Source organism: Pseudomonas sp. GW821-FHT09E04, assembly GCF_059416185.1.
Window position 1 is genome coordinate 312,896 of record NZ_JBWKOR010000004.1, and the last position, 23,282, is coordinate 336,177.

At 61.3% G+C, this 23,282-nt stretch carries 22 protein-coding genes; 6 read left to right on the forward strand and 16 right to left on the reverse strand.

Features of this window, described 5'->3' with window-relative positions:
* Positions 1–87 precede the first annotated feature (87 nt).
* Complete coding sequence (locus AC07N4_RS16470) at positions 88–840, forward strand: DUF2059 domain-containing protein (protein ID WP_493065668.1); 753 nt, start codon at positions 88–90, stop codon at positions 838–840.
* Position 841: 1 nt separating this feature from the next.
* Here the strand turns inward: AC07N4_RS16470 and bipL are convergent, their stop codons facing one another.
* A complete protein-coding gene (gene bipL, locus AC07N4_RS16475) occupies positions 842–1,792 on the reverse strand; it encodes a phospholipase BipL (RefSeq protein WP_096817472.1) in 951 nt (316 codons plus the stop codon).
* Between the two features lie 97 nt (positions 1,793–1,889).
* Between bipL and AC07N4_RS16480 the strand changes: the two genes are divergently transcribed.
* Positions 1,890–2,468: a DUF6436 domain-containing protein gene (locus tag AC07N4_RS16480; protein WP_493065667.1), complete on the forward strand. Its 579-nt coding sequence runs from the start codon at positions 1,890–1,892 to the stop codon at positions 2,466–2,468.
* 103 nt (positions 2,469–2,571) lie between these two features.
* Positions 2,572–4,980, forward strand: coding sequence for a penicillin acylase family protein (locus tag AC07N4_RS16485; RefSeq protein ID WP_493065666.1), 2,409 nt, complete (start codon positions 2,572–2,574; stop codon positions 4,978–4,980).
* Between the two features lie 239 nt (positions 4,981–5,219).
* Here the strand turns inward: AC07N4_RS16485 and AC07N4_RS16490 are convergent, their stop codons facing one another.
* The gene (locus AC07N4_RS16490; protein WP_493065665.1) at positions 5,220–6,185 is read right to left on the reverse strand and encodes a GlxA family transcriptional regulator; all 966 of its coding nucleotides are present in this window, start codon (positions 6,183–6,185) and stop codon (positions 5,220–5,222) included.
* Positions 6,186–6,375: 190 nt separating this feature from the next.
* Here AC07N4_RS16490 and AC07N4_RS16495 point away from each other — a divergent pair, with 190 nt between their 5' ends.
* Entirely contained in the window at positions 6,376–7,017 is a 642-nt protein-coding gene (locus AC07N4_RS16495; RefSeq protein WP_115079585.1) for an HD domain-containing protein, read from the forward strand.
* A 60-nt stretch (positions 7,018–7,077) separates the two neighbouring features.
* On the opposite strand, the gene AC07N4_RS16500 is transcribed toward AC07N4_RS16495, so the two are convergent.
* The 8 genes from AC07N4_RS16500 to AC07N4_RS16535 all read right to left on the reverse strand — a co-directional run bounded on the left by AC07N4_RS16500 (position 7,078) and on the right by AC07N4_RS16535 (position 15,893).
* A complete protein-coding gene (locus AC07N4_RS16500; RefSeq protein ID WP_085709000.1) occupies positions 7,078–7,968 on the reverse strand; it encodes an ABC transporter permease subunit in 891 nt (296 codons plus the stop codon).
* A complete protein-coding gene (locus AC07N4_RS16505) occupies positions 7,965–8,846 on the reverse strand; it encodes an ABC transporter permease subunit (RefSeq protein ID WP_371858305.1) in 882 nt (293 codons plus the stop codon). Before AC07N4_RS16505 ends, AC07N4_RS16500 begins: the two co-directional genes overlap by 4 nt.
* A gap of 35 nt (positions 8,847–8,881) precedes the next feature.
* A complete protein-coding gene (locus AC07N4_RS16510; RefSeq protein WP_096817462.1) occupies positions 8,882–10,024 on the reverse strand; it encodes an ABC transporter ATP-binding protein in 1,143 nt (380 codons plus the stop codon).
* A gap of 73 nt (positions 10,025–10,097) precedes the next feature.
* Positions 10,098–11,195 (reverse strand): polyamine ABC transporter substrate-binding protein, encoded by a 1,098-nt coding sequence (locus AC07N4_RS16515; protein ID WP_096817460.1) that lies wholly within the window; start codon positions 11,193–11,195, stop codon positions 10,098–10,100.
* A gap of 187 nt (positions 11,196–11,382) precedes the next feature.
* Positions 11,383–12,492: a polyamine ABC transporter substrate-binding protein gene (locus AC07N4_RS16520; RefSeq protein WP_096817458.1), complete on the reverse strand. Its 1,110-nt coding sequence runs from the start codon at positions 12,490–12,492 to the stop codon at positions 11,383–11,385.
* A 171-nt stretch (positions 12,493–12,663) separates the two neighbouring features.
* Positions 12,664–14,028, reverse strand: coding sequence for an aspartate aminotransferase family protein (locus tag AC07N4_RS16525; RefSeq protein ID WP_493065664.1), 1,365 nt, complete (start codon positions 14,026–14,028; stop codon positions 12,664–12,666).
* A gap of 56 nt (positions 14,029–14,084) precedes the next feature.
* Entirely contained in the window at positions 14,085–15,443 is a 1,359-nt protein-coding gene (locus AC07N4_RS16530; RefSeq protein ID WP_096817456.1) for a glutamine synthetase family protein, read from the reverse strand.
* A 93-nt stretch (positions 15,444–15,536) separates the two neighbouring features.
* Positions 15,537–15,893, reverse strand: a complete 357-nt coding sequence (locus AC07N4_RS16535; protein WP_141401752.1) for a gamma-glutamyl-gamma-aminobutyrate hydrolase family protein — start codon at positions 15,891–15,893, stop codon at positions 15,537–15,539.
* A gap of 278 nt (positions 15,894–16,171) precedes the next feature.
* Here AC07N4_RS16535 and AC07N4_RS16540 point away from each other — a divergent pair, with 278 nt between their 5' ends.
* Positions 16,172–17,548 (forward strand): glutamine synthetase family protein, encoded by a 1,377-nt coding sequence (locus AC07N4_RS16540; RefSeq protein ID WP_096817455.1) that lies wholly within the window; start codon positions 16,172–16,174, stop codon positions 17,546–17,548.
* A 117-nt stretch (positions 17,549–17,665) separates the two neighbouring features.
* Positions 17,666–18,298, forward strand: coding sequence for a TetR/AcrR family transcriptional regulator (locus tag AC07N4_RS16545; protein ID WP_102619652.1), 633 nt, complete (start codon positions 17,666–17,668; stop codon positions 18,296–18,298).
* Positions 18,299–18,366: 68 nt separating this feature from the next.
* Here the strand turns inward: AC07N4_RS16545 and AC07N4_RS16550 are convergent, their stop codons facing one another.
* The 6 genes from AC07N4_RS16550 to ssuE all read right to left on the reverse strand — a co-directional run bounded on the left by AC07N4_RS16550 (position 18,367) and on the right by ssuE (position 23,042).
* Entirely contained in the window at positions 18,367–18,582 is a 216-nt protein-coding gene (locus tag AC07N4_RS16550; RefSeq protein WP_007953520.1) for a TOBE domain-containing protein, read from the reverse strand.
* 27 nt (positions 18,583–18,609) lie between these two features.
* On the reverse strand, positions 18,610–19,416 hold the full coding sequence (gene ssuB / locus AC07N4_RS16555) for an aliphatic sulfonates ABC transporter ATP-binding protein (RefSeq protein WP_096817453.1): 807 nt from the start codon (positions 19,414–19,416) through the stop codon (positions 18,610–18,612).
* Positions 19,413–20,195, reverse strand: coding sequence for an aliphatic sulfonate ABC transporter permease SsuC (gene ssuC / locus AC07N4_RS16560; RefSeq protein ID WP_493065663.1), 783 nt, complete (start codon positions 20,193–20,195; stop codon positions 19,413–19,415). The genes ssuB and ssuC overlap by 4 nt, the downstream gene beginning before the upstream one ends.
* A 9-nt stretch (positions 20,196–20,204) precedes the next feature.
* Complete coding sequence (gene ssuD, locus AC07N4_RS16565; protein ID WP_102619651.1) at positions 20,205–21,353, reverse strand: FMNH2-dependent alkanesulfonate monooxygenase; 1,149 nt, start codon at positions 21,351–21,353, stop codon at positions 20,205–20,207.
* Between the two features lie 25 nt (positions 21,354–21,378).
* Positions 21,379–22,359: a sulfonate ABC transporter substrate-binding protein gene (locus AC07N4_RS16570; protein WP_096817451.1), complete on the reverse strand. Its 981-nt coding sequence runs from the start codon at positions 22,357–22,359 to the stop codon at positions 21,379–21,381.
* A gap of 89 nt (positions 22,360–22,448) precedes the next feature.
* On the reverse strand, positions 22,449–23,042 hold the full coding sequence (gene ssuE, locus AC07N4_RS16575) for an NADPH-dependent FMN reductase (RefSeq protein WP_085731495.1): 594 nt from the start codon (positions 23,040–23,042) through the stop codon (positions 22,449–22,451).
* Between the last annotated feature and the right edge of the window lie 240 nt (positions 23,043–23,282).

Genomic DNA, 23,282 nt, shown 5'->3' on the forward strand with positions numbered 1-23,282 from the left:
CCGACAGAGCCACGCGGCGGCTTGATACGAATTCTCGACAAGTACTGGCACCGCACGGAGAATAGTCCGCTGCTGACAGGAGTCCCTATGCGCCGTTTGCTTTTTTCACTGTTGATGTTCTGCGTTTTGCCCGCCTGGGCAGACGGCCACGACCAGTTGTACAAGGTCGCCGGCTGGCCGGAACAACGCGCGCATTTCAATGACGCCCTGAGCGCCGCGCAACAGCGCTACCAGAACAGCCTGCCGCCGGCGGTGTTTCAGGCGCTGGTGAACAACAGCAATCAGCGCTTCGCCCCCCAGGCCGTGGATCAACGGGCCGAAGCGCAATTGCGCAAGAATCTCGCCGACCCGAAACCGGCCCTGTCGTTCTTTCAGTCACCGCTGGGCAAGAAGATCGTCGCCGCCGAACTGCTGGCGACCCGCCGCGATCAATTGGCCAAAAACGCCAAGGGCCTGCCGAAGATGCCGGCCAGCGACAGTCGTCTGCTGATCATCGGCCACCTCGCCCAGGCCCTGCCCGCCCGCGAAGCCGGCGCCGAAGTCAGCCTGGCGATTGCCGGCGTGGCGGCGGACAGCCTGAGTTCGATGATCCCTGGCCTGCTCGGCGGCGGTCAGGCCCAGGGCATGTTGAACGGTCAACGCCAGCGACTGATGGATCAGATCGGCGCCCACCTGAACAACACGCTGCTGTACGTCTATCGCGATTTGTCGGATGAAGAACTGGAAGAATTCGCGACCTTCGCCGAATCCACCGAAGGCAAGGCCTACTATCAGGCAGCGCTGGCGGCGATTCGCGCCGGGCTGGCCGTGGGGCAAAGCACCTCGAACCTCAATCAGTGATCTAGGGATTGCGGCCCTTGATCCGCTTGTTCAGGAACTCGAAATACTCCTCGCGCATTTCCGCCGTCTCATTGGCCAGGTGATGCCGCGCCTCCGCCAGCAACAGAATCTGCGGCCGGTCGAACTTCCACTTCAGCACTTGCAGGTTGTGCGGCCAATCCACCGTCATGTCCGCCTGGCCCTGAATGATCAGCGGCCGACGCGGACTTTTCTTCGCGTATTCCACGCGGTTGATCCAGCGTGACAACGCCCCGACCCACGCCGTCGGCAAGCGTTTTGGCTGCAATGGATCGGCCTGCAGGAATGGCAGGAAATCCGGATCATTGGAGTTCTCGCTGAAACGCCGGGCGATGCCCCGGACGAAGGGCCGGAGCAGGTAATAACTGAACTGCGACCAGCCCCAGGCCCGCGGACGCACCAGCGGCGCCAGCAGAATCAGCTGGCCTTGCGCCGGGCTGTTTTCGCCATGGTTGAGCACGTGATCGACAATGATCGCACCGCCGGTACTTTGCCCGCACAAGTGCCACGGCTGCGGCAGCGCGATCGAATGCGCCTCGGCGAACAGACCTTGCAGCGCATCCTGATACTCGGAGAAATCGCGGATGCTCGCCCGCTCGCCGCTCGACAGACCATGCCCCGGCAGATCGCAGGCAATCACCGCGAACCCCTGATCCAGCGCCCACTCGATCACATGCCGATAGAGACCGGTGTGGTCATAAAAACCATGAACCAGAAACAGCGTGGCCTTGGCCGTTTCCGCCGGCCACCAGCAATGACTGACCAACTCATAACCATCGACGTCGAACCGGCCCATGCCGCGCCAGACATCGCGTTCCGGGAAGTCGGTCTTGTAGAACCGCTGATACGCCTTCGCCTCCTCGGACAACGGCTGCCACTCGGCCAAAGGCTTGAGGCTCGCGCGCAGATGATCGGGATTGAAGGCAGCAGACATGGGCAATTCCAAAACGGTAAACGGACTTTATCGGCCTGCGATATTCATCTGTCGCGGCAAGCATGGCAAGCTAGCGCGCTCTCGAGGAACCAAATCCATGCGCTCGCCCTACCGCACCGCACTGTTTGCCAGCCTGCTCGCCATCGTGTGTGCCGGCGTGCTGTGGGCCGCGTACGACTGGTTTCAGGGCCGCTACCTGCGGGCCTTCAGCGAACACACGGCGGTGTTTTCCGGCGATCCGCTGCGACTGCCCGAAGACCTCGCCGGCCCCGGCAACATCCGCCTGGTGCATTTCTGGGACCCGGCCTGCCCGTGCAACGTCGGCAATCAGCAGCACCTGACCGAAATGGTCGAACAGTTCGGCCCCAAAGGTGTGGAGTTCTATGCCGTGCAGAAGTCCGGCAGCCACGGCCAGTTGCCCGCCACGCTCAGCAATCTCAAGACCATCGCGGTGCTGCCCGGCTCCGAACAGATCCCCGCCAGCCCGGCCGTGGCGATCTGGGATCGCAGCGGCAAACTGGCGTACTTCGGCCCGTACAGCGAAGGCCTGACGTGCAACTCCAGCAACAGTTTTATCGAACCGATCCTGCAAGCGTTGAGTGATGATCGTCCGGTCAATGCGACTCATACGTTGGCGGTCGGTTGCTACTGCCCGTGGCCGGTAGAAACGAAGTAAGGCATTCCGGACATTTCAAGGACAGCGATGCGCGGCACACGAGGCGTGTGCTAATTGTTTGCAGCCCGCACGGGCGGCAACCCCGAATGCACAAGGAGTCACCATGAAACGCGTCTTTACCGTTCTTGCCTTGCTCATCGTTGCACTGCTCGCCGCCGGCGGCTGGTACGTGTACAGCAAGCAACCGACGCGTCAGGGCCAGGTGGAGTTGCGCAACCTGCAAGGCTCGGTGACCGTGCGTTACGACGAACGCGGCGTGCCGCACATCCGTGCTGAAAACGAAACTGACCTCTATCGTGCCCTCGGTTACGTGCACGCCCAGGACCGGCTGTTCCAGATGGAAGCCATGCGCCGCCTGGCTCGGGGCGAACTGGCCGAAGTGCTCGGGCCGAAACTGCTCGATACCGACAAACTGTTCCGCAGCCTGCGCATTCGCGAACGCGCTGCCACTTACGTGGCCAGCCTCGACAAGCAGTCGCCGGCCTGGAAGGCCCTGCAAGCCTATCTGGACGGCATCAATCAATATCAGGACTCGCACGCCGCCCCCGTCGAGTTCGACGTGCTGGGCATCCCCAAGCGGCCGTTCACCGCCGAAGACACCATCAGCGTCGCCGGCTACATGGCCTACAGCTTCGCCGCCGCGTTTCGCACCGAACCGTTGCTGACCTACGTGCGCGATCAGCTCGGCGCCGATTACCTCAACGTCTTCGACCTCGACTGGCAGCCCAAGGGCGTGCTCGCCAAAGGCCACGCCGGCAAAACACCGGCACTCGCCGCCGAAGACTGGAAAGACCTGAACGCCCTCGCCCGCCTCAGCGAACAGGCGCTGATCGAAAACGGCCTGCCGCAGTTCGAAGGCAGCAACGCCTGGGTGATTGCCGGCAGCCGCAGCAGGGGTGGCAAGGCATTACTGGCCGGCGACCCGCACATCCGCTTCTCGGTGCCATCGGTGTGGTACGAAGCACAGTTGTCGGCGCCGGGTTTTGAACTCTACGGCCATCATCAGGCGCTGGTGCCATTTGCGTTCCTGGGGCACAACCTGGATTTCGGCTGGAGCCTGACCATGTTCCAGAACGATGACCTGGACCTGATCGCCGAGAAGGTCAATCCGGACAACCCGAATCAGGTCTGGTATCACGGTCAGTGGACCGACATGGTCAGCACCGAGCAGCAGATTGCGGTGAAAGACCAGGCGCCGGTGACCATCACCCTGCGCCAGTCGCCCCACGGGCCGATCGTCAACGACGCCCTCGGCACCGCCGCCGGGAAAACCCCGATTGCGATGTGGTGGGCATTCCTCGAAACGCCGAACCCGATCCTCGAAGGTTTCTACCAGCTCAACCGCGCCGACACCCTGGCCAAGGCTCGCGCCGCTGCTGCCAAGGTGCAGGCGCCGGGGCTGAACATTGTCTATGCCAACGCCAAGGGCGATATCGCCTGGTGGGCCTCGGCGCTGTTGCCCAAGCGTCCGGCCGGGGTCAAACCCGAGTTCATCCTCGACGGCAGCGGCAATCAGGCGGACAAGGACGGCTACTTCCCGTTCAGCGCCAACCCGCAGGAAGAGAACCCGGCGCGGGGCTATATCGTCTCGGCCAACTTCCAGCCCGTGTCGCCGACCGGCATGGAGATTCCCGGTTACTACAACCTCGCTGACCGTGGCCAGCAGCTCAACCGCCAGCTCGCCGACAAGAACGTGAAGTGGGACAACGAAGCCAACCAGAAGCTGCAACTGGGCACCACCACCGGTTACGGCCCGCGCGTGCTCGCGCCATTACTGCCGGTATTGCGTGAAGTGGTGACTGACCCGGCGCAGCTGAAACTGGTCGAGCAACTGGCCCAGTGGCAGGGCGACTATCCACTGGATTCGGTCAGCGCGACGGTGTTCAACCAGTTCCTCTACAACCTGGCCGACGCGGCGATGCGCGATGAACTGGGCAACGACATGTTCGAGACTCTGCTGTCGACCCGCGTGCTCGATGCAGCGTTGCCGCGACTGGCAGCCAACGCCGATTCACCGTGGTGGGACAACCGCAACACGCCAGGCAAGGAGACCCGCGCCGACACCGTGCGCACCGCGTGGCAGGCGAGCATGGCGCACCTGAAACAGATCCTCGGCGACGACGCCTCCGGCTGGCAATGGGGCAAGGCGCACACGCTGACCCATGGTCATCCGTTGGGTCAGCAGAAACCGCTGGATCGCATCTTCAATGTCGGCCCGTTTGCCGCACCGGGCACCCATGAAGTGCCGAACAACCTCTCGGCGAAGATCGGCCCCGCGCCATGGCCGGTGACCTACGGCCCGTCGACTCGGCGGCTGGTGGACTTCGCCGACCCTGCTCACAGCCTGACGATCAACCCGGTCGGCCAGAGCGGCGTGCCGTTCGACAGTCACTATGACGATCAGGCGGAAGCGTATGTGGACGGGCTGTATGTGCAGGCGCATTTCAGTGATGAAGAGGTGACGGCGAATACGCGCAGTACCTTGAAGCTGTTGCCGGCGCGGGCGCAGTAAAAGCACCCTCACCCCAGCCCTCTCCCGGGGGGAGAGGGAGCCGATCGGGGGATATTGGGGAGATACGCCGACCTGAACGAATTCAGCTGAATCCAAAATCGCAGCAAAGCATTCGGCGCTAAATCCATAATCGACTCCGATAATTCAGGTCGATGTAAGGCGCAAGACAACTCGGTCGACTCCCTCTCCCTCGGGGAGAGGGCTGGGGTGAGGGGTGGCGATCCATAGCCGATCACCACTCAAACCATCGCCGCAAAGTTCAGCCGAAACTGCTGCGGCGTCACCCCCAGCCGGCGGTTGAACACGCTGCGCATGTGTTGCGCATCGCGAAACCCGCATTGATACGCCACAGTCTTCAGCGGCGCCGTGGTGCTTTCGAGCATCACCCGCGCCGCATCCACCCGCGCCCGCTCGACGAATTCTGCCGGGGTGACCTTGGCTTCCCGGGCAAACACCCGGGAGAAATTCCGTGCGCTCATGTTGGCGGCATTCGCCAGGTCGGCGATGGTCAGGTCGCCGGTGAGATTGGCCAGCACGTACAGTTGCACCATCGCCACCGCCGACGTCGGTTCGGCGTGGGGCGTGAGAAACGGGCTGAACTGCGACTGCCCGCCCGAGCGCTGGGTAAATACCACCAGCCGCTTGGCCACGCTCAGCGCCACCTCGGCACCGTAGTCACGCGCCAGCAGGTACAGCGACAGATCGATCCCCGCCGTCACCCCCGCCGAGGTGTAGAGCTGACCATCCTCGACGTACAGCCGATCGGCCTCGACCCGGCTCGACGGGCACAACTGCGCCAGCACCTCGGCGTCGTTCCAGTGGGTGGTCACCGTGCGCCCTTCCAGTAACCCCGCGCGGGCCAGCATGAACGCGCCGTTGCAGATCGAACCGAACCGCCGCGCCCGCCCGCAGGCCTCACGCAACCAGGCATCGAACGTGCTGCCGAAATCCAGGAACGGCAACTGCGGCCCGCCGGCCACCAGCAGCAAATCGCAGGCTTCCTGCACGTCGCTGAAATGCCGGTGAGCACTCAGGGTCAGCCCGTTGGAACACGCCATCGGTCCGCGCTCGACGCCGATCACTTCGAGCCGGTAATGATCCTCCGGCGCCAGGAAGCGATTGGCCTCGGCGAACACGTCCATGGGCCCGCTGACGTCCAGCGCCTGCACGCCGGGGAACACCACGATGGCAACGGTTCTGTTCATGGCGATATCGGCTCCCGGGGAATGGCGGATCAGCGCCAACCCTAGCCAATCCACGCCGCAGAAGCGAGCTGGCACGATTTGCAGGTGGAATGGCAAGGATCGCTGCCATGGATCGATTGTCCGGTTTTGCCGCCGGGAACAGACTTTCTCCATCAGCGCCGTGACGGCGTTTTCGACGAGGAAGCTCAACATGACCACGACCATCGCCGGTATCCAGATCCCCGACAGCGCCCTCGCCCGGGCCACCACCGAATACATCCGCGACATCGAATCCGACCTGCTCTATCACCATTCGCGCCGGGTGTTTCTGTTCGGTGCCTTGAGCGGCGAACGCCAGCAACTGGCCTACGATCCGGAGCTGTTGTACGTCGGTGCGATGTTCCACGACCTGGGGCTGGTCGAAGGTCACCGCAGCGACGACGAGCGCTTCGAAGTCGATGGCGCCAACGCCGCGGCGGCGTTTCTCAAGCCTTACGGTTTGAGCGACGACGACATCGAACAGGTCTGGCTGTCGATTGCCCTGCACACCACGCCGGGCGTACCGAAGCATCTGCGTCCGACCGTGGCGCTGGTGACGGCAGGCGTCGAGATGGATGTGCTGGGCATGGATTACGCTGCGTTCACCACCGTGCAGCGCGAGGCAGTGGTGCATGCGCATCCACGGGGCGAGGGTTTCAAGGAGTGCATCATCTGCGCGTTCGCCGATGGCTTGCGTCATCGCCCGCAGACGACGTTCGGCAATGTGAAGACCGATGTGCTGAAGGATCAGGCGCCGGGGTTCAAGCCGATGAACTTTGTCGAAGTCATCCGCCAATCGCCCTGGGCGTCCTGACCGGGTATAAAAAAACCTCGCGGCCGGTAACGGTCGCGAGGTTTTTTTGTGTCGGAAGACTTAAGCCGCTTCCGGCGTCTGCGCCCGGCGCACGTCCGGTTGTTTCCACGAATCGGCAGCGCCTTCTTCGATGGCTTGCTGGATCGCCTTGCGGCGCGACTCTTCGGCACGGCGGCTGAAGAACCAGACCATGAAGGTCACCAGCGACACCGCCAGCAGAATCAGGCTGGCTACGGCGTTGATCTCAGGCTTCACGCCCAGACGCACCGCCGAGAACACTTCCATCGGCAGGGTCGTCGAACCCGGGCCGGAGACGAAGCTCGCCAGTACCAGGTCGTCCAGCGACAGGGCGAACGACATCATGCCGCCCGCCGCCAGCGACGGCGCGATCATCGGGATGGTGATCAGGAAGAACACCTTCCACGGCCGCGCACCCAGGTCCATCGCTGCTTCTTCGATGGACAGATCCAGCTCACGTAGACGCGCCGACACCACCACCGCCACATACGCCGCACAGAACGTGGTGTGAGCGATCCAGATGGTGACGATGCCACGCTCCTGTGGCCAGCCGATCATCTGCGCCATGGCCACGAACAGCAGCAACAGCGACAGACCGGTAATCACCTCAGGCATTACCAGCGGCGCAGTGACCAGGCCGCCGAACAGCGTACGGCCCTTGAAGCGCGTGATACGGGTCAGGACGAACGCCGCCAGCGTACCCAGCGCCACTGCCGCGACGGCGGTGTAGCAGGCGATTTCCAGCGAGCGCACCACCGAACCCATCAGTTGGGTGTTGTCGAGCAGGCCGACGTACCACTTGATCGACCAGCCGCCCCACACCGTCACCAGTTTCGAGGCGTTGAACGAGTAGATCACCAGGATCAGCATCGGCAGATAGATGAACAACAGGCCGAGCACCAGCATCAGGCTGGAGAAACGGAAGCGCTTCATTCTTTACCCTCCATTTCCTTGGCCTGACTGCGGTTGAACAGGATGATCGGCACGATCAGGATCGCCAGCATCACCACCGCCAGGGCGGACGCCACAGGCCAGTCACGGTTGTTGAAGAACTCTTGCCAGAGCACTTTACCGATCATCAGGGTTTCCGGACCGCCGAGCAGTTCCGGGATCACGAACTCGCCCACCACCGGGATGAACACCAGCATGCAGCCGGCGATGATCCCGTTCTTGGACAGCGGAATAGTGATTTTCCAGAAGCTGTTGAATGTGCTCGAACCCAGATCGGACGCCGCTTCCAGCAAGCTGTTGTCGTGCTTTACCAGGTTGGCGTACAGCGGCAGGATCATGAACGGCAGGTACGAGTAGACGATGCCGATGTACACCGCGAGGTTGGTGTTGAGGATCTGCAGCGGCTCGTCGATGAAGCCCATGCTCATCAGGAAACCGTTGAGCAGGCCGTTGTTGCTGAGGATGCCCATCCACGCATAGACGCGGATCAGGATCGCGGTCCAGGTCGGCATCATGATCAGCAGCACCAGCACCGTCTGCACTTCCTTGCGGGCACTGGCGATGGCATAGGCCATCGGGTAGCCGATCAGCAGGCACAACAGCGTGCTGAAGAACGCCATCTTCAGCGAACCGAGGTACGCCGAGATGTAGAGTTCGTCGTCACCGAGCATCGCGTAGTTGCCCAGGTTCAGCAGCACTTGCAGCTTCTGGTCAACGAAGCTGTAGATCTCGGTGTACGGCGGGATGGCCACGTCTGCTTCGGCAAAGCTGATCTTCAGAACGATGAAGAACGGCAGCATGAAGAACAGGAACAGCCAGATGAACGGAACCCCGATGACCAGTTGGCGGCCACCGGGAATTATTCGATTGAGCCGGCGTTTGAATTTGCGCATGTTCATGAGCGAAGTACCACGCCGCTGTCATCTTCCCAGTACACGTACACCTGATCGCCCCAGGTCGGACGTGCGCCACGACGCTCGGCGTTGGCCACGAACGACTGCACCAGTTTGCCGCTCGGCAATTCGACGTAGAACACCGAGTGGCCGCCGAGGTAGGCGATGTCGTGCACCTTGCCGCTGGACCAGTTGTATTCGCAGGTCGGCATTTCGGCGGTGACCAGCAGTTTTTCCGGGCGGATCGCGTAGGTCACGGACTTGTCCTGCACCGAGGTGCTGATGCCGTGGCCGACGTAGATCTGCCGGTCGAGGTCCTTGCAGGTGATGGTCGCGTGGCCTTCGGCGTCGTCGATCACTTCACCTTCGAAGATGTTCACGTTGCCGATGAATTCGCAGACCAGGCGGCTGGTCGGGGTTTCGTAGATGTCGATCGGGCTGCCGATCTGGGCGATCCAGCCCAGGTGCATGATCGCGATGCGCTCGGCCATGGTCATGGCCTCTTCCTGGTCGTGGGTCACCATCACGCAGGTCACACCCACGCGCTCGATGATTTCCACCAGTTCCAGCTGCATCTGCGAACGCAGTTTCTTGTCCAGTGCGCCCATCGGTTCGTCGAGCAGCAACAGCTTCGGCCGCTTGGCCAGCGAACGCGCCAGCGCCACACGCTGACGCTGGCCGCCGGACAACTGGTGCGGCTTGCGCTTGGCATACTGGCTCATCTGCACCAGCTTGAGCATCTCGGCCACGCGGGCGTCGATCTCGGCCTTGGGGATCTTGTCCTGTTGCAGGCCGAACGCGATGTTCTGCGCCACGGTCATGTGCGGGAACAGAGCGTACGACTGGAACATCATGTTGATCGGTCGCTCGTACGGCGGCATGTCGGTGATGTCGACGCCGTCGAGGAAAATGCGCCCCTCCGTGGGCCGTTCAAACCCTGCCAGCATCCGCAGCAGAGTGGATTTGCCCGATCCCGAACCGCCGAGCAGGGCGAAGATCTCGCCCTTCTTGATTTCCAGGGACACATCGTCCACGGCAACCGTCTCGTCGAACTTCTTCGTGACCCGGTCGATTTTAACCAGCACCTGCTTAGGTGTCTGGTCGCCCTCGAGGGCTTTCTTATAGGCGCCGGAGGCAACTGCCATTTACGAAACTCCCAGAAAAAAAGAGTGCAGTTCGCCCACGCAAGACGAACCCAGGATAGTTTGTACGTTGAAGCTATTTACCCGACTTGACCTTGGTCCAGCTGCGGGTCATCAAACGCTGAATATTCGGCGGCAACTCGATCGACACGTAAGTCTTGTCGAGAACGGCCTGCGGTGGATAAACCGCTTCGTCGGTGCGAATGGACTGCTCCATCAGCTTGTCCGAACCCGGATTGGGGTTGGCGTAACCGACGTAATCACTGACCTGGGCGATCACCTCAGGTTTCAGCAAATAGTTGATGAAGGCGTGGGCTTCCTTGACGTTGGACGAGTCCTTCGGAATCGCCAGCATGTCGAACCAGAGCGCGCCGCCCTCTTTCGGGATGGCGTAGGCGATGTTCACGCCTTTCTTGGCTTCTTCGGCGCGGTGCTTGGCCTGGAAGATGTCTCCGGAGAAACCGATGGCCACGCAGATGTCGCCGTTGGCCAGATCGCCGATGTATTTCGAGGAGTGGAAGTAGGTCACGTAAGGACGCACCGCCAGCAACTTGGCCGTGGCCTTCTCGTAATCCTTGGGATCGGTGCTGTTGGCGTTCAGGCCCATGTAGTTGAGCACGGTCGGCATCATTTCATCGGCCGAATCGAGGAACGCCACGCCGCAGCTGTGCAGCTTCTTGATGTTCTCGGGCTCGAACAGCACGCTCCAGGAGTCGATCTTGTCGACACCGAGCACGGCTTTCACTTTATCGACGTTGTAGCCGATGCCGTTGGTGCCCCACAGGTACGGCACGGCGTACAGGTTGCCCGGATCGTTCTGTTCCAGACGCTTGAGCAGCACCGGGTCGAGGTTGGAATAGTTCGGCAGCTGCGCCTTGTCGAGCTTCTGGAACGCGCCCGCCTTGATCTGCTTGCCAAGGAAGTGGTTCGACGGCACGACCACGTCGTAACCGGTACGCCCGGCAAGCAGTTTGCCTTCCAGGGTCTCGTTGGAGTCGAACACGTCGTAGACCGGCTTGATCCCGGTTTCTTTCTGGAAATCGGCCAGGGTGGTCTCGCCGATGTAATCCGACCAGTTATAAATATGCACAGTACCGGCGGCTTGGGCACCGACAGCGAACGTCAGGCCGGCAGCGGCCAGCAGGGCATTGCGCAAAGAAGAAAAAATAGGCAAGTGGAGGTCCTCTAATTTAGTTGGGCCCAAGTTGCCCCGCGCTGCATGACAGTCACGGTTGCCCGGCAACAAAACCGGCGCGCAACTTACCCTCGAAAAACCGTTCCAGCAAAACTTTCTGTCATTTAATTGCACCGCTGGCCGTCCTTGCGAACGCGACGGCCAGCGGTTGCTGCGTCAAACCGGCTTATTTACCGGATTTGATCTTGGTCCAGCTGCGAGTCATTTCACGCTGGGTCGCCGCCGGCAGATCGGCGATGGCATACAGCTTGGCCTGCACGTCGGCTGGCGGGTAGATGCCTGGATCGCTGGTGATGTCTTTTTCCACCAGTGCCGTTGCAGCGGCGTTACCGTTCGGGAAACGTACGGCGTTGGTGATGCCGGCCATGACTTCAGGCTTCTGCAGGAAGGTCATGAACTTGTAGGCGCCTTCAACGTTTTCGGCATCCTTCGGAATGGCGACCATGTCGAAGAAGCTGCCAGCGCCTTCTTTCGGAATCGCATAGCTGACTTTCACCTTGTCACCGGCCTCGGCGGCACGGGACTTGGCCTGCTGCACGTCACCCGAGTAGCCGACCGCTACGCAGATGTTGCCGTTGGCCAGGTCCGAGATGTACTTGGACGAGTGGAAGTAGGTGATAGAAGGACGAATCTTGAGGAACAGGTCCTCGGCTTTCTTGATGTCTTCTTTCTTCTGGGAGTCGGTTGGCAGGCCCAGGTAGTGCAGCGCGACCGGGAGCATTTCGGTCGGTGAATCGAGGAAGCTCACGCCGCAGCCCTTGAGCTTGGCGATGTTTTCCGGCTTCAGCAGTACGTCCCAGGAATCGATCTTGTCGACGCCCAGCGCAGCCTTGACCTTCTCCGGGTTGTAGCCGATGCCGATTGAACCCCACATGTACGGGAAGGCGTGCTTGTTGCCCGGGTCGCTGACCGACACGGCCTTGAGCAGGTCCTGGTTCAGGTTCTTCCAGTTAGGCAGCTTGGACTGATCCAGCTCCTGGTAGACACCGGCCTTGATCTGCTTGGCCAGGAAGTTGTTCGACGGCACGACCACGTCGTAGCCGGACTTGCCCGCCAGCAGCTTGGCTTCCAGGGTTTCGTTGGAGTCGAACACGTCGTAGACGACCTTGATCCCCGACTCTTTCTCGAAGTTCGCGATGGTGTCCGGAGCAATGTAGTCGGACCAGTTGTAGACGTGCAGCACTTTGTCGTCCGCGTGAACCGCGCCCGCCATCATGCCCGCGACGGACAGGGCCAGAAGAGTCTTGCCAGCAAGCTTTTTACCTAATGCCTTCATGCGTCATGCTCCAAATTTTTCTTTTTTGAACCACTTTGTTCAGCGGCCGAACCCGGACAACTGGAACCGCGGCTAGTCTGGCAAGATACGAGGCGGTCTTTCAAGAAAAGACCAGCCTTTCTGACAGCTCCGAGCGACAGCGCAACAGCTCCATCGCTCAGAGCCTAGCACTTAGCCCTGCAATGCACTGAGGGTCAGGTCCAGGCACTTGCGCGCCTTGGTCACCAGCTCATCGATCTCCGCCTTGCTGATCACCAGCGGCGGCGCGATGATCATGGTGTCGCCCACGGCGCGCATGATCAGCCCGTTGTCGAAGCAGAACTGGCGGCAGATCATGCCCACACCCTTGCCTTCGTAACGCTTGCGAGTGGCCTTGTCCTGCACCAGCTCGATGGCCCCCAGCAGACCGACTCCGCGCACTTCCCCCACCAACGGGTGATCGTTCAGCTCGCGCAGACGTTTCTGCAAATACGGTGCCGTTTCTTCATGGGCGCGTTCGATGATTTTCTCTTCGCGCAGAATCCGGATGTTTTCCAGACCCACCGCCGCCGCCACCGGGTGACCGGAGTAGGTGAAGCCGTGGTTGAAATCGCCGCCCTCGTTGAGCACCGCCACCACTTCGTCGCGCACGATCAGGCCACCCATCGGGATGTAGCCGGACGTCAGGCCTTTGGCGATGGTCATCATGTGGGGCTTGAGATCGTAGAAATCGCTGCCGAACCATTGGCCGGTACGGCCGAAACCGCAGATCACTTCGTCCGCCACGAACAGGATGTCGTACTTGGCGAGGATTTCCTTGATGCGCAGCCAGTAGGTGTCAGGCGGAATGATCACGCCGCCGGCACCCTGGATCGGCTCGGCAATGAAGGCACCGACGTTGTCGACGCCGACTTCCAGAATCTTCTCTTCCAGCTGATTGGCTGCCCAGATCCCGAATTCTTCCGGGGTCATGTCGCCGCCTTCGGCGAACCAGTACGGCTGGGCGATGTGGACGATGCCCGGAATCGGCAAGTCGCCCTGCTCGTGCATATACGTCATGCCGCCCAGGCTGGCGCCGGCCACGGTGGAGCCGTGGTAGCCGTTCTTGCGGCTGATGATGACTTTCTTGTTCGGCTGGCCCTTGATCGCCCAGTAGTGGCGAACCATGCGCAGCATGGTGTCGTTGCCTTCGGAGCCGGAACCGGTGAAGAACACATGGTTCATGCCTTCCGGCGCCACGTCGGCGATGGCCTTGGCCAGTTCCAGCGCCGGCGGGTGCGCGGTCTGGAAGAACAGGTTGTAGTAAGGCAGTTCGCGCATTTGCTTGGCGGCCGCATCGGCCAGTTCATCGCGCCCATAACCGATCGCCACACACCACAGACCCGCCATGCCATCGAGGATCTTGTTGCCCTCGCTGTCCCACAGGTACACGCCCTTGGCGTTGGTGATGATCCGTGGACCCTTTTCTTTCAGCTGCTTGAAGTCGCTGAACGGGGCCAGGTGGTGATCGCTGCTGAGGGCTTGCCACTCACGGGTTTGCGGGTTGTTGCTGGTCATGCCAATTCTCCTTGTTATCGGTGAAGGCGCGGCGGCTGGCCACCGCGCCCGGCGTATCAGACGGCGAAGAGCAGGTACTCACGCTCCCAGGAACTGATCACGCGCTTGAAGTTTTCATGCTCGGCCCGCTTGACCGCGACGTAGCCGGTGATGAAGGTCTTGCCCAGGTATTTCTCGATGGTTGCGCTGTTTTCCATACGCTCCAGCGCGTCTTCGATGGTCAGCGGCAGGCGCAGGTTGCGGCGCTCGTAGCCACGGCCCACGACCGGCGCGCTCGGGTTGAGGCCCTCGACCATGCCGATGTAGCCGCAGAGCAGGCTCGCGGCAATCGCCAGGTACGGGTTGGCGTCGGCGCCCGGCAGGCGGTTTTCCACCCGACGGTTCTGCGGGCCGGCATCCGGTACGCGCAGGCCCACGGTGCGGTTTTCTTCGCCCCACTCCACGTTTACTGGCGCGGAGGTGTCCGGCAGGAAGCGGCGGAACGAGTTGACGTTCGGTGCGAACAGCGGCAACAGCTCAGGGATCAGTTTCTGCAGGCCACCGATGTGGTGCAGGAACAACTGGCTCATGGTCCCGTCTTCGTTGGAGAACACGTTCTTGCCGGTCTCGATGTCGATGATGCTCTGGTGCAGGTGCATCGCACTGCCCGGCTCACCGGTCATCGGCTTGGCCATGAAGGTGGCGGCCACGTTGTGCTTGAGGGCGGCCTCACGCATGGTGCGTTTGAACACCAGGATCTGGTCGGCGAGGGACAAGGCATCGCCGTGACGGAAGTTGATTTCCATCTGTGCGGTGCCGTCCTCGTGGATCAGCGTGTCGAGGTCCAGCTCCTGCAATTCGCACCAGTCGTAGACGTCTTCGAACAGCGGATCGAATTCGTTCGCCGCTTCGATGGAGAACGACTGACGACCGATTTCCGGACGCCCGGAACGGCCGACTGGCGGCTGCAACGGATAGTCAGGGTCGTCGCTGCGCTTGGTCAGGTAGAACTCCATTTCCGGCGCCACGATCGGCTGCCAGCCCTTGTCGGCATAGAGTTTCAGGACTTTCTTGAGGACGTTGCGCGGCGACAGCTCGATCGGGTTGCCTTGCTTGTCGTAGGTGTCGTGGATCACCTGGGCGGTCGGCTCGATGGCCCATGGCACCAGGTACACGGCGTTCTGGTCGGGGCGGCAGATCATGTCGATGTCGGCCGGGTCGAGCAGTTCGTAATAGATGTCGTCTTCGACGTAGTCGCCGGTCACGGTCTGCAACAGAACGCTCTCTGGCAGGCGCATGCCTTTTTCGGCGATGAACTTGTTGGTCGGCGAGATCTTGCCCCGGGTGATACCGGTCAAGTCGCCGATCATGCATTCGACTTCTGTGATCTTGTGGTCTTTCAACCAATCGGTGAGCTGGTCGAGGTTGTTACTCATAAATGCCTCTGGGCTGAGTCTCCTGACGCGTGTCAGGCAAGTTTGACGCACGGGGCGTCGCGTTAAGGGGGCTTGCTTGCGCGCAGTACCGGCTTACGCCTGGCACCGCGCATAGACAATGAAGGAGGAGCTTACCTGCCCTTTACGCTGGCGTTGCATTTCCTGTGCACATTCCGGGCGTGCAGAATCACGGGCACGGCGACGGGCGCGGTGCAGGCCGGAAGAAGGAAAGAGATCTATATTGAAAGGAGAACCGCTAAAGAGGATGCCCCCGCATGCGTCCAGAATATCGGACGCTGTCGCCTGATCTGCCGTGGACAGAGACACCGCTGGCAGGCTGCGAGCCTTGCTGGCTGCGCTGCGGACGGACGTGTCGCCACTGATGTGATAAGCATGCAGACCGGACTGCAAGGAGCAGTCGGTGACGCCGATTAACGGCAGGCGAGACATGAAGCACCCCGGTATTATTGCTGTTATGGGTTTGACCCGAGCTTAGCCTTGTTCATTTTTTTACACAACACCCCCGTAAAAAATACAACACGGCCTGCTCAAGCCTGCGGGTGGCGCGTCCTCCATGGATAAAAAAATGCCCCAAAGTGCCCCATAAATGCCCTCATGGCGCTTTTTCAGGGCAAAAAAGGCCTCGCTTGACTTCGGCAGGCCGTTCGGGTTGACTGAAACCAGAAAAGATCAATGATTGATATTTTTAACAACAAAGGTGTTGCATCATGTCGGTACCCCCGCGTGCCGTTCAGCTTAACGAAGCGAACGCGTTCCTTAAGGAACATCCTGAGGTTCTGTACGTTGACCTTCTGATTGCGGATATGAATGGTGTGGTGCGCGGCAAGCGCATCGAACGCACCAGCCTCCACAAGGTTTACGAGAAAGGCATCAACCTGCCGGCCTCTCTATTTGCTCTGGATATCAATGGTTCGACGGTGGAAAGCACCGGTCTGGGCCTGGACATCGGCGACGCCGACCGTATCTGCTATCCAATCCCCGACACCCTGTGCAACGAGCCATGGCAGAAGCGCCCTACCGCGCAACTGTTGATGACCATGCACGAACTCGAAGGTGACCCTTTCTTCGCCGATCCGCGCGAAGTGCTCCGTCAAGTTGTTGCAAAGTTTGACGAGCTGGGCTTGACCATCTGCGCCGCATTCGAACTCGAGTTCTACCTGATCGACCAGGAAAACGTGAACGGCCGCCCTCAGCCGCCACGCTCGCCGATCTCCGGCAAACGCCCGCATTCGACCCAGGTTTACCTGATCGACGACCTCGACGAATACGTCGACTGCCTCCAGGACATTCTGGAAGGTGCAAAAGAGCAAGGCATCCCGGCCGACGCCATCGTCAAGGAAAGTGCCCCGGCGCAGTTCGAAGTGAACCTGCACCACGTCGCCGACCCGATCAAGGCGTGCGACTACGCGGTGCTGCTCAAGCGTCTGATCAAGAACATCGCCTACGACCATGAAATGGACACCACCTTCATGGCCAAGCCGTACCCGGGCCAGGCAGGCAACGGTCTGCACGTCCACATTTCGATTCTGGATAAACAAGGCAAAAACATTTTTGCCAGCGAGGATCCCGAGCAGAACGCCGCACTGCGTCACGCGATCGGCGGTGTGCTCGAGACCCTGCCCGCGCAGATGGCTTTCCTCTGCCCGAACGTCAACTCCTACCGTCGTTTCGGCGCACAGTTCTACGTGCCGAACTCGCCGAGCTGGGGCCTGGACAACCGCACCGTGGCCCTGCGCGTACCGACCGGCTCCGCCGACGCGGTCCGTCTGGAACACCGCGTTGCCGGCGCCGACGCCAACCCGTACCTGCTGATGGCTTCGGTCCTGGCGGGCGTGCACCATGGTCTGGTCAACAAGATCGAACCGGGCGCTCCGGTCGAAGGCAACAGCTACGAGCAGAACGAGCAGAGCCTGCCGAACAACTTGCGCGATGCCCTGCGCGAGCTGGACGACAGCGAGGTGATGGCCAAGTACATCGATCCTAAATACATCGATATCTTCGTCGCCTGTAAGGAAAGCGAGCTGGAGGAGTTCGAACACTCCATCTCCGACCTTGAGTACAACTGGTACCTGCATACCGTTTAAGCGGATTGCAGCAAAAGAAAACGCCGTTGGCTTCTCAGCCCGCGGCGTTTTTTATTGGCCCCTGTGGCACATGGCCAAGCTCTGCGTACAATGCCCGATGCCCCGCAGGAGACTTTCATGACGCGTCCCGCCCCCGTCCGCAAACCCCGTGCCCGCAGCCAGGCGCGGATCGATTCGATACTCGACGCCGCGCGCACGCTGCTGGCCGCCGAGGGCGTGGCGAGCCTGTCGGTCTACAGCGTCGCCGAGCGCGCGCAGATCCCACCCTCCTCGGTCTACCATTTCTTCGCCAGCGTCCCGGCCTTGCTGGAAGGCCTGACGGCGGATGTCCACGCGGCCTTCCGCGCCTGCCTGCAAGCGCCGATCGACCACGACGCCCTGCGCGACTGGCGCGACCTGTCACGACTGGTCGAGCAACGGATGCTGGAGATCTACGACGAAGACGCCGCCGCCCGGCAACTGATCCTCGCGCAACACGGCCTCACCGAAGTCACCCAGGCCGACCGCCAGCACGATCTGGAACTGGGCGACCTGATGCACAAGCTGTTCGATCATCACTTCGAACTGCCGAAGCTGCCGGATGACGTCGACGTGTTCGCACTGGCGATGGAACTGGGCGACCGCGTCTACGCCCGCTCGGTGCAGCAGCACGGGCAAATCACGCCACGCATGGCCGAGGAAGGGATGCGCGTGTTCGATGCCTATATCGGGCTGTATCTGCCGCCGTACCTGCCCAAGCGGGTTCTCTAGCGCCGCACGACAGACACAAAAAACCCCGAAGGGCTCACACCCTTCGGGGTTGTTTTTTACTCACAGGCTTACAACTTGGCGATGGACACCTCGGTGGATTTCACGAAGGCGATCACTTCGCTGCCGACCTCCAGTTCCAGCTCCTTGACCGAACGGGTGGTGATCACCGACGTGACGATGCCGGAGGCGGTCTGCACGTCGATTTCCGACAGCACGTCGCCGAGAACGATCTCCTTGATCGCGCCTTTGAACTGGTTGCGTACGTTGATGGCTTTGATAGTCATGGCATTGATTCCTGTCGTTTGCTTGAGTTATTGAGCCCAACGCAGTTGCGTAGGCAAGGGTGAAACGGGTTCCGGCGCCGGCGGCTCGCCGGGCAGGGACAACACACGGTTGAGTACTTCGGTTTCCAGCGCTGCCAGTCGATGGGAGCCACGCACCCGAGGGCGCGGCAGCTCCACCTGCAGATCGAGACCGACTTCGCCGTCCTCGATCAGAATCACCCGATCGGCAATCGCCACCGCTTCGCTGACATCGTGGGTCACCAGCAACACGGTGAAACCATGCTGTTGCCAGAGACGTTCGATCAGTTGCTGCATCTCGATCCGGGTCAGCGCGTCCAGTGCACCCAGCGGTTCGTCGAGCAGCAACAGGCGCGGTTGATGGATCAAGGCGCGCGCCAGTGCCACACGCTGCTTCTGCCCGCCGGACAAGGCCGCCGGCCATTCATTGGCGCGATCGGCGAGACCGACCGCATCCAGCGCTTCCAGGGCTTGCGGACGCCAGTTGCCTTTAAGGCCGAGACCGACGTTGTCGATGATCTTTTTCCATGGCAGCAACCGTGCTTCCTGGAACATCAATCGGGTGTCTTCCTGCGCGTCGCTCAGCGGTGCAGCACCGGCCAGCAGGTCGCCGCCGGTGGGTTGATCAAGACCAGCAAGCAAGCGCAGCAACGTGCTTTTGCCGCATCCGCTGCGTCCGACCACGGCGACGAACTGTCCCGCCGGAATGTGCAGGTCGATACCCCGCAGCACCTGCCGCGAACCGAAGGTCTTTTGCAGATTGCGCACCGCCAGCGGAATGCCGCGCAGCAGGCGTGGAGGTTGTTGAGCGGTCATGCCGCACCTCCTTTCGCCACTTGATACGCCGGATGCCAGCGCAGCCACACACGCTCAAGTCCACGGGCTGCGAGGTCGGCCAGTTTGCCGAGCACCGCGTAAAGCAGAATCGCCAGCACCACCACGTCGGTCTGCAAAAACTCACGGGCATTCATCGCCAGGTAACCGATGCCCGAGCTGGCGGAGATGGTTTCCGCCACGATCAGCGTCAGCCACATGAAGCCCAGCGCAAAACGCACGCCGACCAGAATCGAAGGCAACGCCCCCGGCAGAATCACCTGCCAGAACAGGCTGAAACCGGACAAGCCATAACTGCGCGCCATTTCCACCAGCGCCGGGTCGACGTTGCGGATGCCGTGATAGGTGTTGAGGTAGATCGGGAACAGCGTCCCCAGCGCCACCAGAAAAATCTTCGCCGACTCGTCGATGCCGAACCACAGGATCACCAACGGAATCAGCGCCAGATGCGGCACGTTGCGGATCATCTGCACTGAGCTGTCGAGCAGGCGTTCGCCCCACTTCGACAGGCCGGTGATGAAGCCCAGCACCAGGCCGATGCTGCCACCGATGGTGAAGCCCAGCGCGGCGCGCCAGCCGCTGATTGCCAGGTGCGTCCAGATTTCACCGCTGCGCACCAGGCTCATGCCGGCTTCGATCACCGCCACCGGCGCCGGCAGAATCCGCGTCGACAGCCAACCCGCCGATACCGACAACTGCCACACCGCCAGCAACAACACCGGCAACGCCCAGGGCGCGAGGCTGTGGATAAATTTCTTCATGGCGGCGCCTCAGCTCTGGGACGCGGCTTTGGGAAGGATGTCGTTGGCCACCATTTCGCCGAACGGGCTGACATAACCGGCGCTTTTCGGCAGCTCAGGACGCTCGACGTCGAGGTGCGGGAACAGCAGCTCGGCCACCCGATACGACTCTTCGAGGTGCGGGTAACCGGAGAAGATGAAGGTATCGATGCCCAGCGCCGCGTATTCCTTCACACGCGCAGCCACGGTCGGACCGTCGCCGACCAGCGCCGTACCGGCACCGCCGCGCACCAGACCGACGCCGGCCCACAGGTTCGGGCTGACTTCGAGGTTGTCGCGACTGCCACCGTGCAGCGCGGCCATGCGTTGCTGGCCGACCGAATCGAACCGCGCCAGTGACGCCTGGGCACGTTTGATGGTGTCGTCGTCCAGATGCGAAATCAGGCGATCCGCCGCTTGCCAGGCTTCAGCGTTGGTCTCACGCACGATCACATGCAAACGAATACCAAAGCGAACCGTGCGGCCGAGCTTGGCAGCCTTGGCGCGAACCTGTTCGATCTTCTCGGCCACCGCTGCTGGCGGCTCGCCCCAGGTCAGGACCATTTCCACTTGTTCGGCGGCCAAATCCTGCGCCGCTTCCGACGAACCACCAAAGTACAGCGGCGGACGCGGTTGCTGGATCGGTGGATAGAGCAATTTGGCGCCCTTCACGCTGATGTGCTCGCCGTCGTAATCCACGGTTTCGCCTTCCAGTACACGACGCCAGATCCGGGTGAATTCCACTGAGGCCTGATAGCGCGCTTCGTGATCGAGGAACAGACCGTCGCCGGCCAACTCTTCCGGATCGCCACCGGTCACCAGGTTGAACAGCGCACGACCACCGGACAACCGATCCAGGGTCGCGGCCTGACGCGCCGCCACCGTCGGGGAAATGATCCCGGGGCGCAGGGCGACCAGAAATTTCAGGCGCTGGGTCACTGGAATCAACGATGCCGCCACCAGCCATGAATCCTCGCAGGAGCGGCCGGTAGGAATCAGCACGCCGCCAAAACCCAGTCGATCCGCCGCTTGCGCGACCTGTTGCAGATAGCCGTGGTCGACGGCGCGAGCGCCTTCGGCGGTGCCAAGGTAATGGCCGTCACCGTGGGTAGGCAGGAACCAGAAGATGTTGAGGCTCATGGAGTGGTCTCCTTGGGAATTCGATTTACTGGGCTTGGGTCGCCGAGCTTTGGGCCACAGCGGCCGGTGGTGTCCAGATCACATCCTTGATGCTCAACGGCTTGGGAATCAGCTTGAGCTGGTAGAAGGTGTCGGCGATTTTCTGTTGCGCGGCGACCACTTCCGGGGTCAGGAACAGCGCGCCGTAGCCCTGGCGCTTCACCGAGGTCAGGGTGATGTCTGCCGGCAGACCGAGCAGCGGCGACACCTGTTGAGTCACGTCTTCAGGATTGGCCTTGGACCATTCGCCGACGGCGCGCACTTCTTCCACCAGGGTCTTGATCACCTCGGGATTTTTCTGTGCGTAGGGTTTGGTCGCCAGATAGAACTGGTGGTTGTCGACGATGCCTTTGCCGTCACGCAGGGTGTGCGCTTGCAGTTGCTTCTCGGCGGCGGCCTGGTACGGATCCCAGATGACCCAGGCGTCGACGCTGCCACGTTCGAACGCAGCGCGGGCATCGGCCGGCGGCAGGAATACGGTTTGAATGTCGGTGTACTTGAGGCCGGCGTCTTCCAGCGCACGCACCAACAGGTAGTGGACGTTGGAGCCTTTGTTCAGGGCGACTTTCTTGCCCTTCAGATCCGCCACCGATTTGATTGGCGAATCTTTCGGCACGAGGATCGCTTCGCTGTTTGGCGCTGGCGGCTCGTAGGCGACATAGAGCAGATCGGCACCGGCCGCCTGGGCGAAGACTGGCGGAGTTTCGCCGGTGACGCCGAAGTCGATCGAGCCGACGTTCAGGCCTTCCAGCAGTTGCGGGCCACCGGGGAACTCAGTCCATTGCACGTCGACGCCTTGGGCGGCGAGGCGTTTCTCCAGCGTGCCTTTGGCTTTGAGCAGCACCAGCGTGCCGTATTTCTGATAACCGATCCGAAGCGTCTCGGCCTGAGCTTGAGTGATGGCGCCGAAGGACACAGCCGCAGCAAACAGAGCGACCAGACCACGACGCAAAAATACAGTGCGCATAGCGCTCTCCTTTTTGCTGTTGGGTTTTGGCTGCACCTGCTTGCCCGTTGGCGGGCGAGTAAGGCCAGTACTTCAAGTTTCGATGTGGCTCAAATGCTCCAGCGAGCACTCAACAAACGTTCGTTCAACAGCCCCGGCTCCAGTGGCTTCGGCCGGCGGGCCATGGCGCTGACAAACTGGTCCAGCGCTTCATGTAGCCGCTGCTCCAGAGCTGGCGCCAACTGCGCCGCGGCACTGCCTTCGCCGTAGGCGATCTGGCTGTCCTCGGCAAAAATCCCTTGCAGCATTTCCTGGGCCTTCAACGCCGACAGCACTGGTTTGAGGGCGTAATCGACCACCAGCATGTGAGCGATGCTGCCGCCCGTGGCCATCGGCAAGACAATCTTGTGGTTCAGGGCGCGTTCGGGCAGCAGATCCAGCACGGTCTTCAGTGCGCCGGAGAACGACGCCTTGTAGACCGGAGTCGCGATCAGCAGGCCATCGGCGTTTTCAATCTGTTGCAGCAGGTCGAGCACCTTCGGGCTGTCGAAGCGGGCGTGGAGCAGGTCCTCGGCCGGGAAGTCCCGCACCTGATAACTCACCACTTCCACCCCTTGCTGCTGCAACCAGCGTTGCGAGCGCTCCAGCAACACCCCGGAACGGGAGCGTTGACTGGGACTGCCACCGAGTGAGACGACCAGCATTCAGACAATTCCTTGAGCGTTACCGGCGATTCGCGGGTTGCGATCTCGCTTCAATGACACTGACCTTACCAGCTGATTCATATATCCATAAATCATATTTATTCATTTGGTTATTCTTTATGGAGATATACGTTTCACGTTCTTCCGGGCAAAAAAACAGGCCGTGAAAACGGCCTGAAACCCTGCATCGTGGTTTTTGCTGATCGCCCCCTAGCACTGATGATCGTTCCCACGCTCTGC

What these genes read in the sequence shown, in the direction of transcription:
- AC07N4_RS16500 (WP_085709000.1), bottom strand. Translation starts at nt 7,968, where the DNA reads ATGAAGCGCTTCCGTTTCTCCAGCCTGATGCTGGTGCTCGGCCTGTTG.
- ssuD (WP_102619651.1), bottom strand. Translation starts at nt 21,353, where the DNA reads ATGAGCCTCAACATCTTCTGGTTCCTGCCTACCCACGGTGACGGCCAT.
- AC07N4_RS16535 (WP_141401752.1), bottom strand. Translation starts at nt 15,893, where the DNA reads ATGTCTCGCCTGCCGTTAATCGGCGTCACCGACTGCTCCTTGCAGTCC.
- AC07N4_RS16495 (WP_115079585.1), top strand. Translation starts at nt 6,376, where the DNA reads ATGACCACGACCATCGCCGGTATCCAGATCCCCGACAGCGCCCTCGCC.
- ssuC (WP_493065663.1), bottom strand. Translation starts at nt 20,195, where the DNA reads ATGAAGAAATTTATCCACAGCCTCGCGCCCTGGGCGTTGCCGGTGTTG.
- AC07N4_RS16530 (WP_096817456.1), bottom strand. Translation starts at nt 15,443, where the DNA reads ATGAGTAACAACCTCGACCAGCTCACCGATTGGTTGAAAGACCACAAG.
- AC07N4_RS16490 (WP_493065665.1), bottom strand. Translation starts at nt 6,185, where the DNA reads ATGAACAGAACCGTTGCCATCGTGGTGTTCCCCGGCGTGCAGGCGCTG.
- AC07N4_RS16510 (WP_096817462.1), bottom strand. Translation starts at nt 10,024, where the DNA reads ATGGCAGTTGCCTCCGGCGCCTATAAGAAAGCCCTCGAGGGCGACCAG.
- AC07N4_RS16470 (WP_493065668.1), top strand. Translation starts at nt 88, where the DNA reads ATGCGCCGTTTGCTTTTTTCACTGTTGATGTTCTGCGTTTTGCCCGCC.
- bipL (WP_096817472.1), bottom strand. Translation starts at nt 1,792, where the DNA reads ATGTCTGCTGCCTTCAATCCCGATCATCTGCGCGCGAGCCTCAAGCCT.
- AC07N4_RS16485 (WP_493065666.1), top strand. Translation starts at nt 2,572, where the DNA reads ATGAAACGCGTCTTTACCGTTCTTGCCTTGCTCATCGTTGCACTGCTC.
- AC07N4_RS16550 (WP_007953520.1), bottom strand. Translation starts at nt 18,582, where the DNA reads ATGACTATCAAAGCCATCAACGTACGCAACCAGTTCAAAGGCGCGATC.
- ssuB (WP_096817453.1), bottom strand. Translation starts at nt 19,416, where the DNA reads ATGACCGCTCAACAACCTCCACGCCTGCTGCGCGGCATTCCGCTGGCG.
- AC07N4_RS16540 (WP_096817455.1), top strand. Translation starts at nt 16,172, where the DNA reads ATGTCGGTACCCCCGCGTGCCGTTCAGCTTAACGAAGCGAACGCGTTC.
- AC07N4_RS16545 (WP_102619652.1), top strand. Translation starts at nt 17,666, where the DNA reads ATGACGCGTCCCGCCCCCGTCCGCAAACCCCGTGCCCGCAGCCAGGCG.
- AC07N4_RS16480 (WP_493065667.1), top strand. Translation starts at nt 1,890, where the DNA reads ATGCGCTCGCCCTACCGCACCGCACTGTTTGCCAGCCTGCTCGCCATC.
- AC07N4_RS16520 (WP_096817458.1), bottom strand. Translation starts at nt 12,492, where the DNA reads ATGAAGGCATTAGGTAAAAAGCTTGCTGGCAAGACTCTTCTGGCCCTG.
- AC07N4_RS16570 (WP_096817451.1), bottom strand. Translation starts at nt 22,359, where the DNA reads ATGCGCACTGTATTTTTGCGTCGTGGTCTGGTCGCTCTGTTTGCTGCG.
- AC07N4_RS16525 (WP_493065664.1), bottom strand. Translation starts at nt 14,028, where the DNA reads ATGACCAGCAACAACCCGCAAACCCGTGAGTGGCAAGCCCTCAGCAGC.
- ssuE (WP_085731495.1), bottom strand. Translation starts at nt 23,042, where the DNA reads ATGCTGGTCGTCTCACTCGGTGGCAGTCCCAGTCAACGCTCCCGTTCC.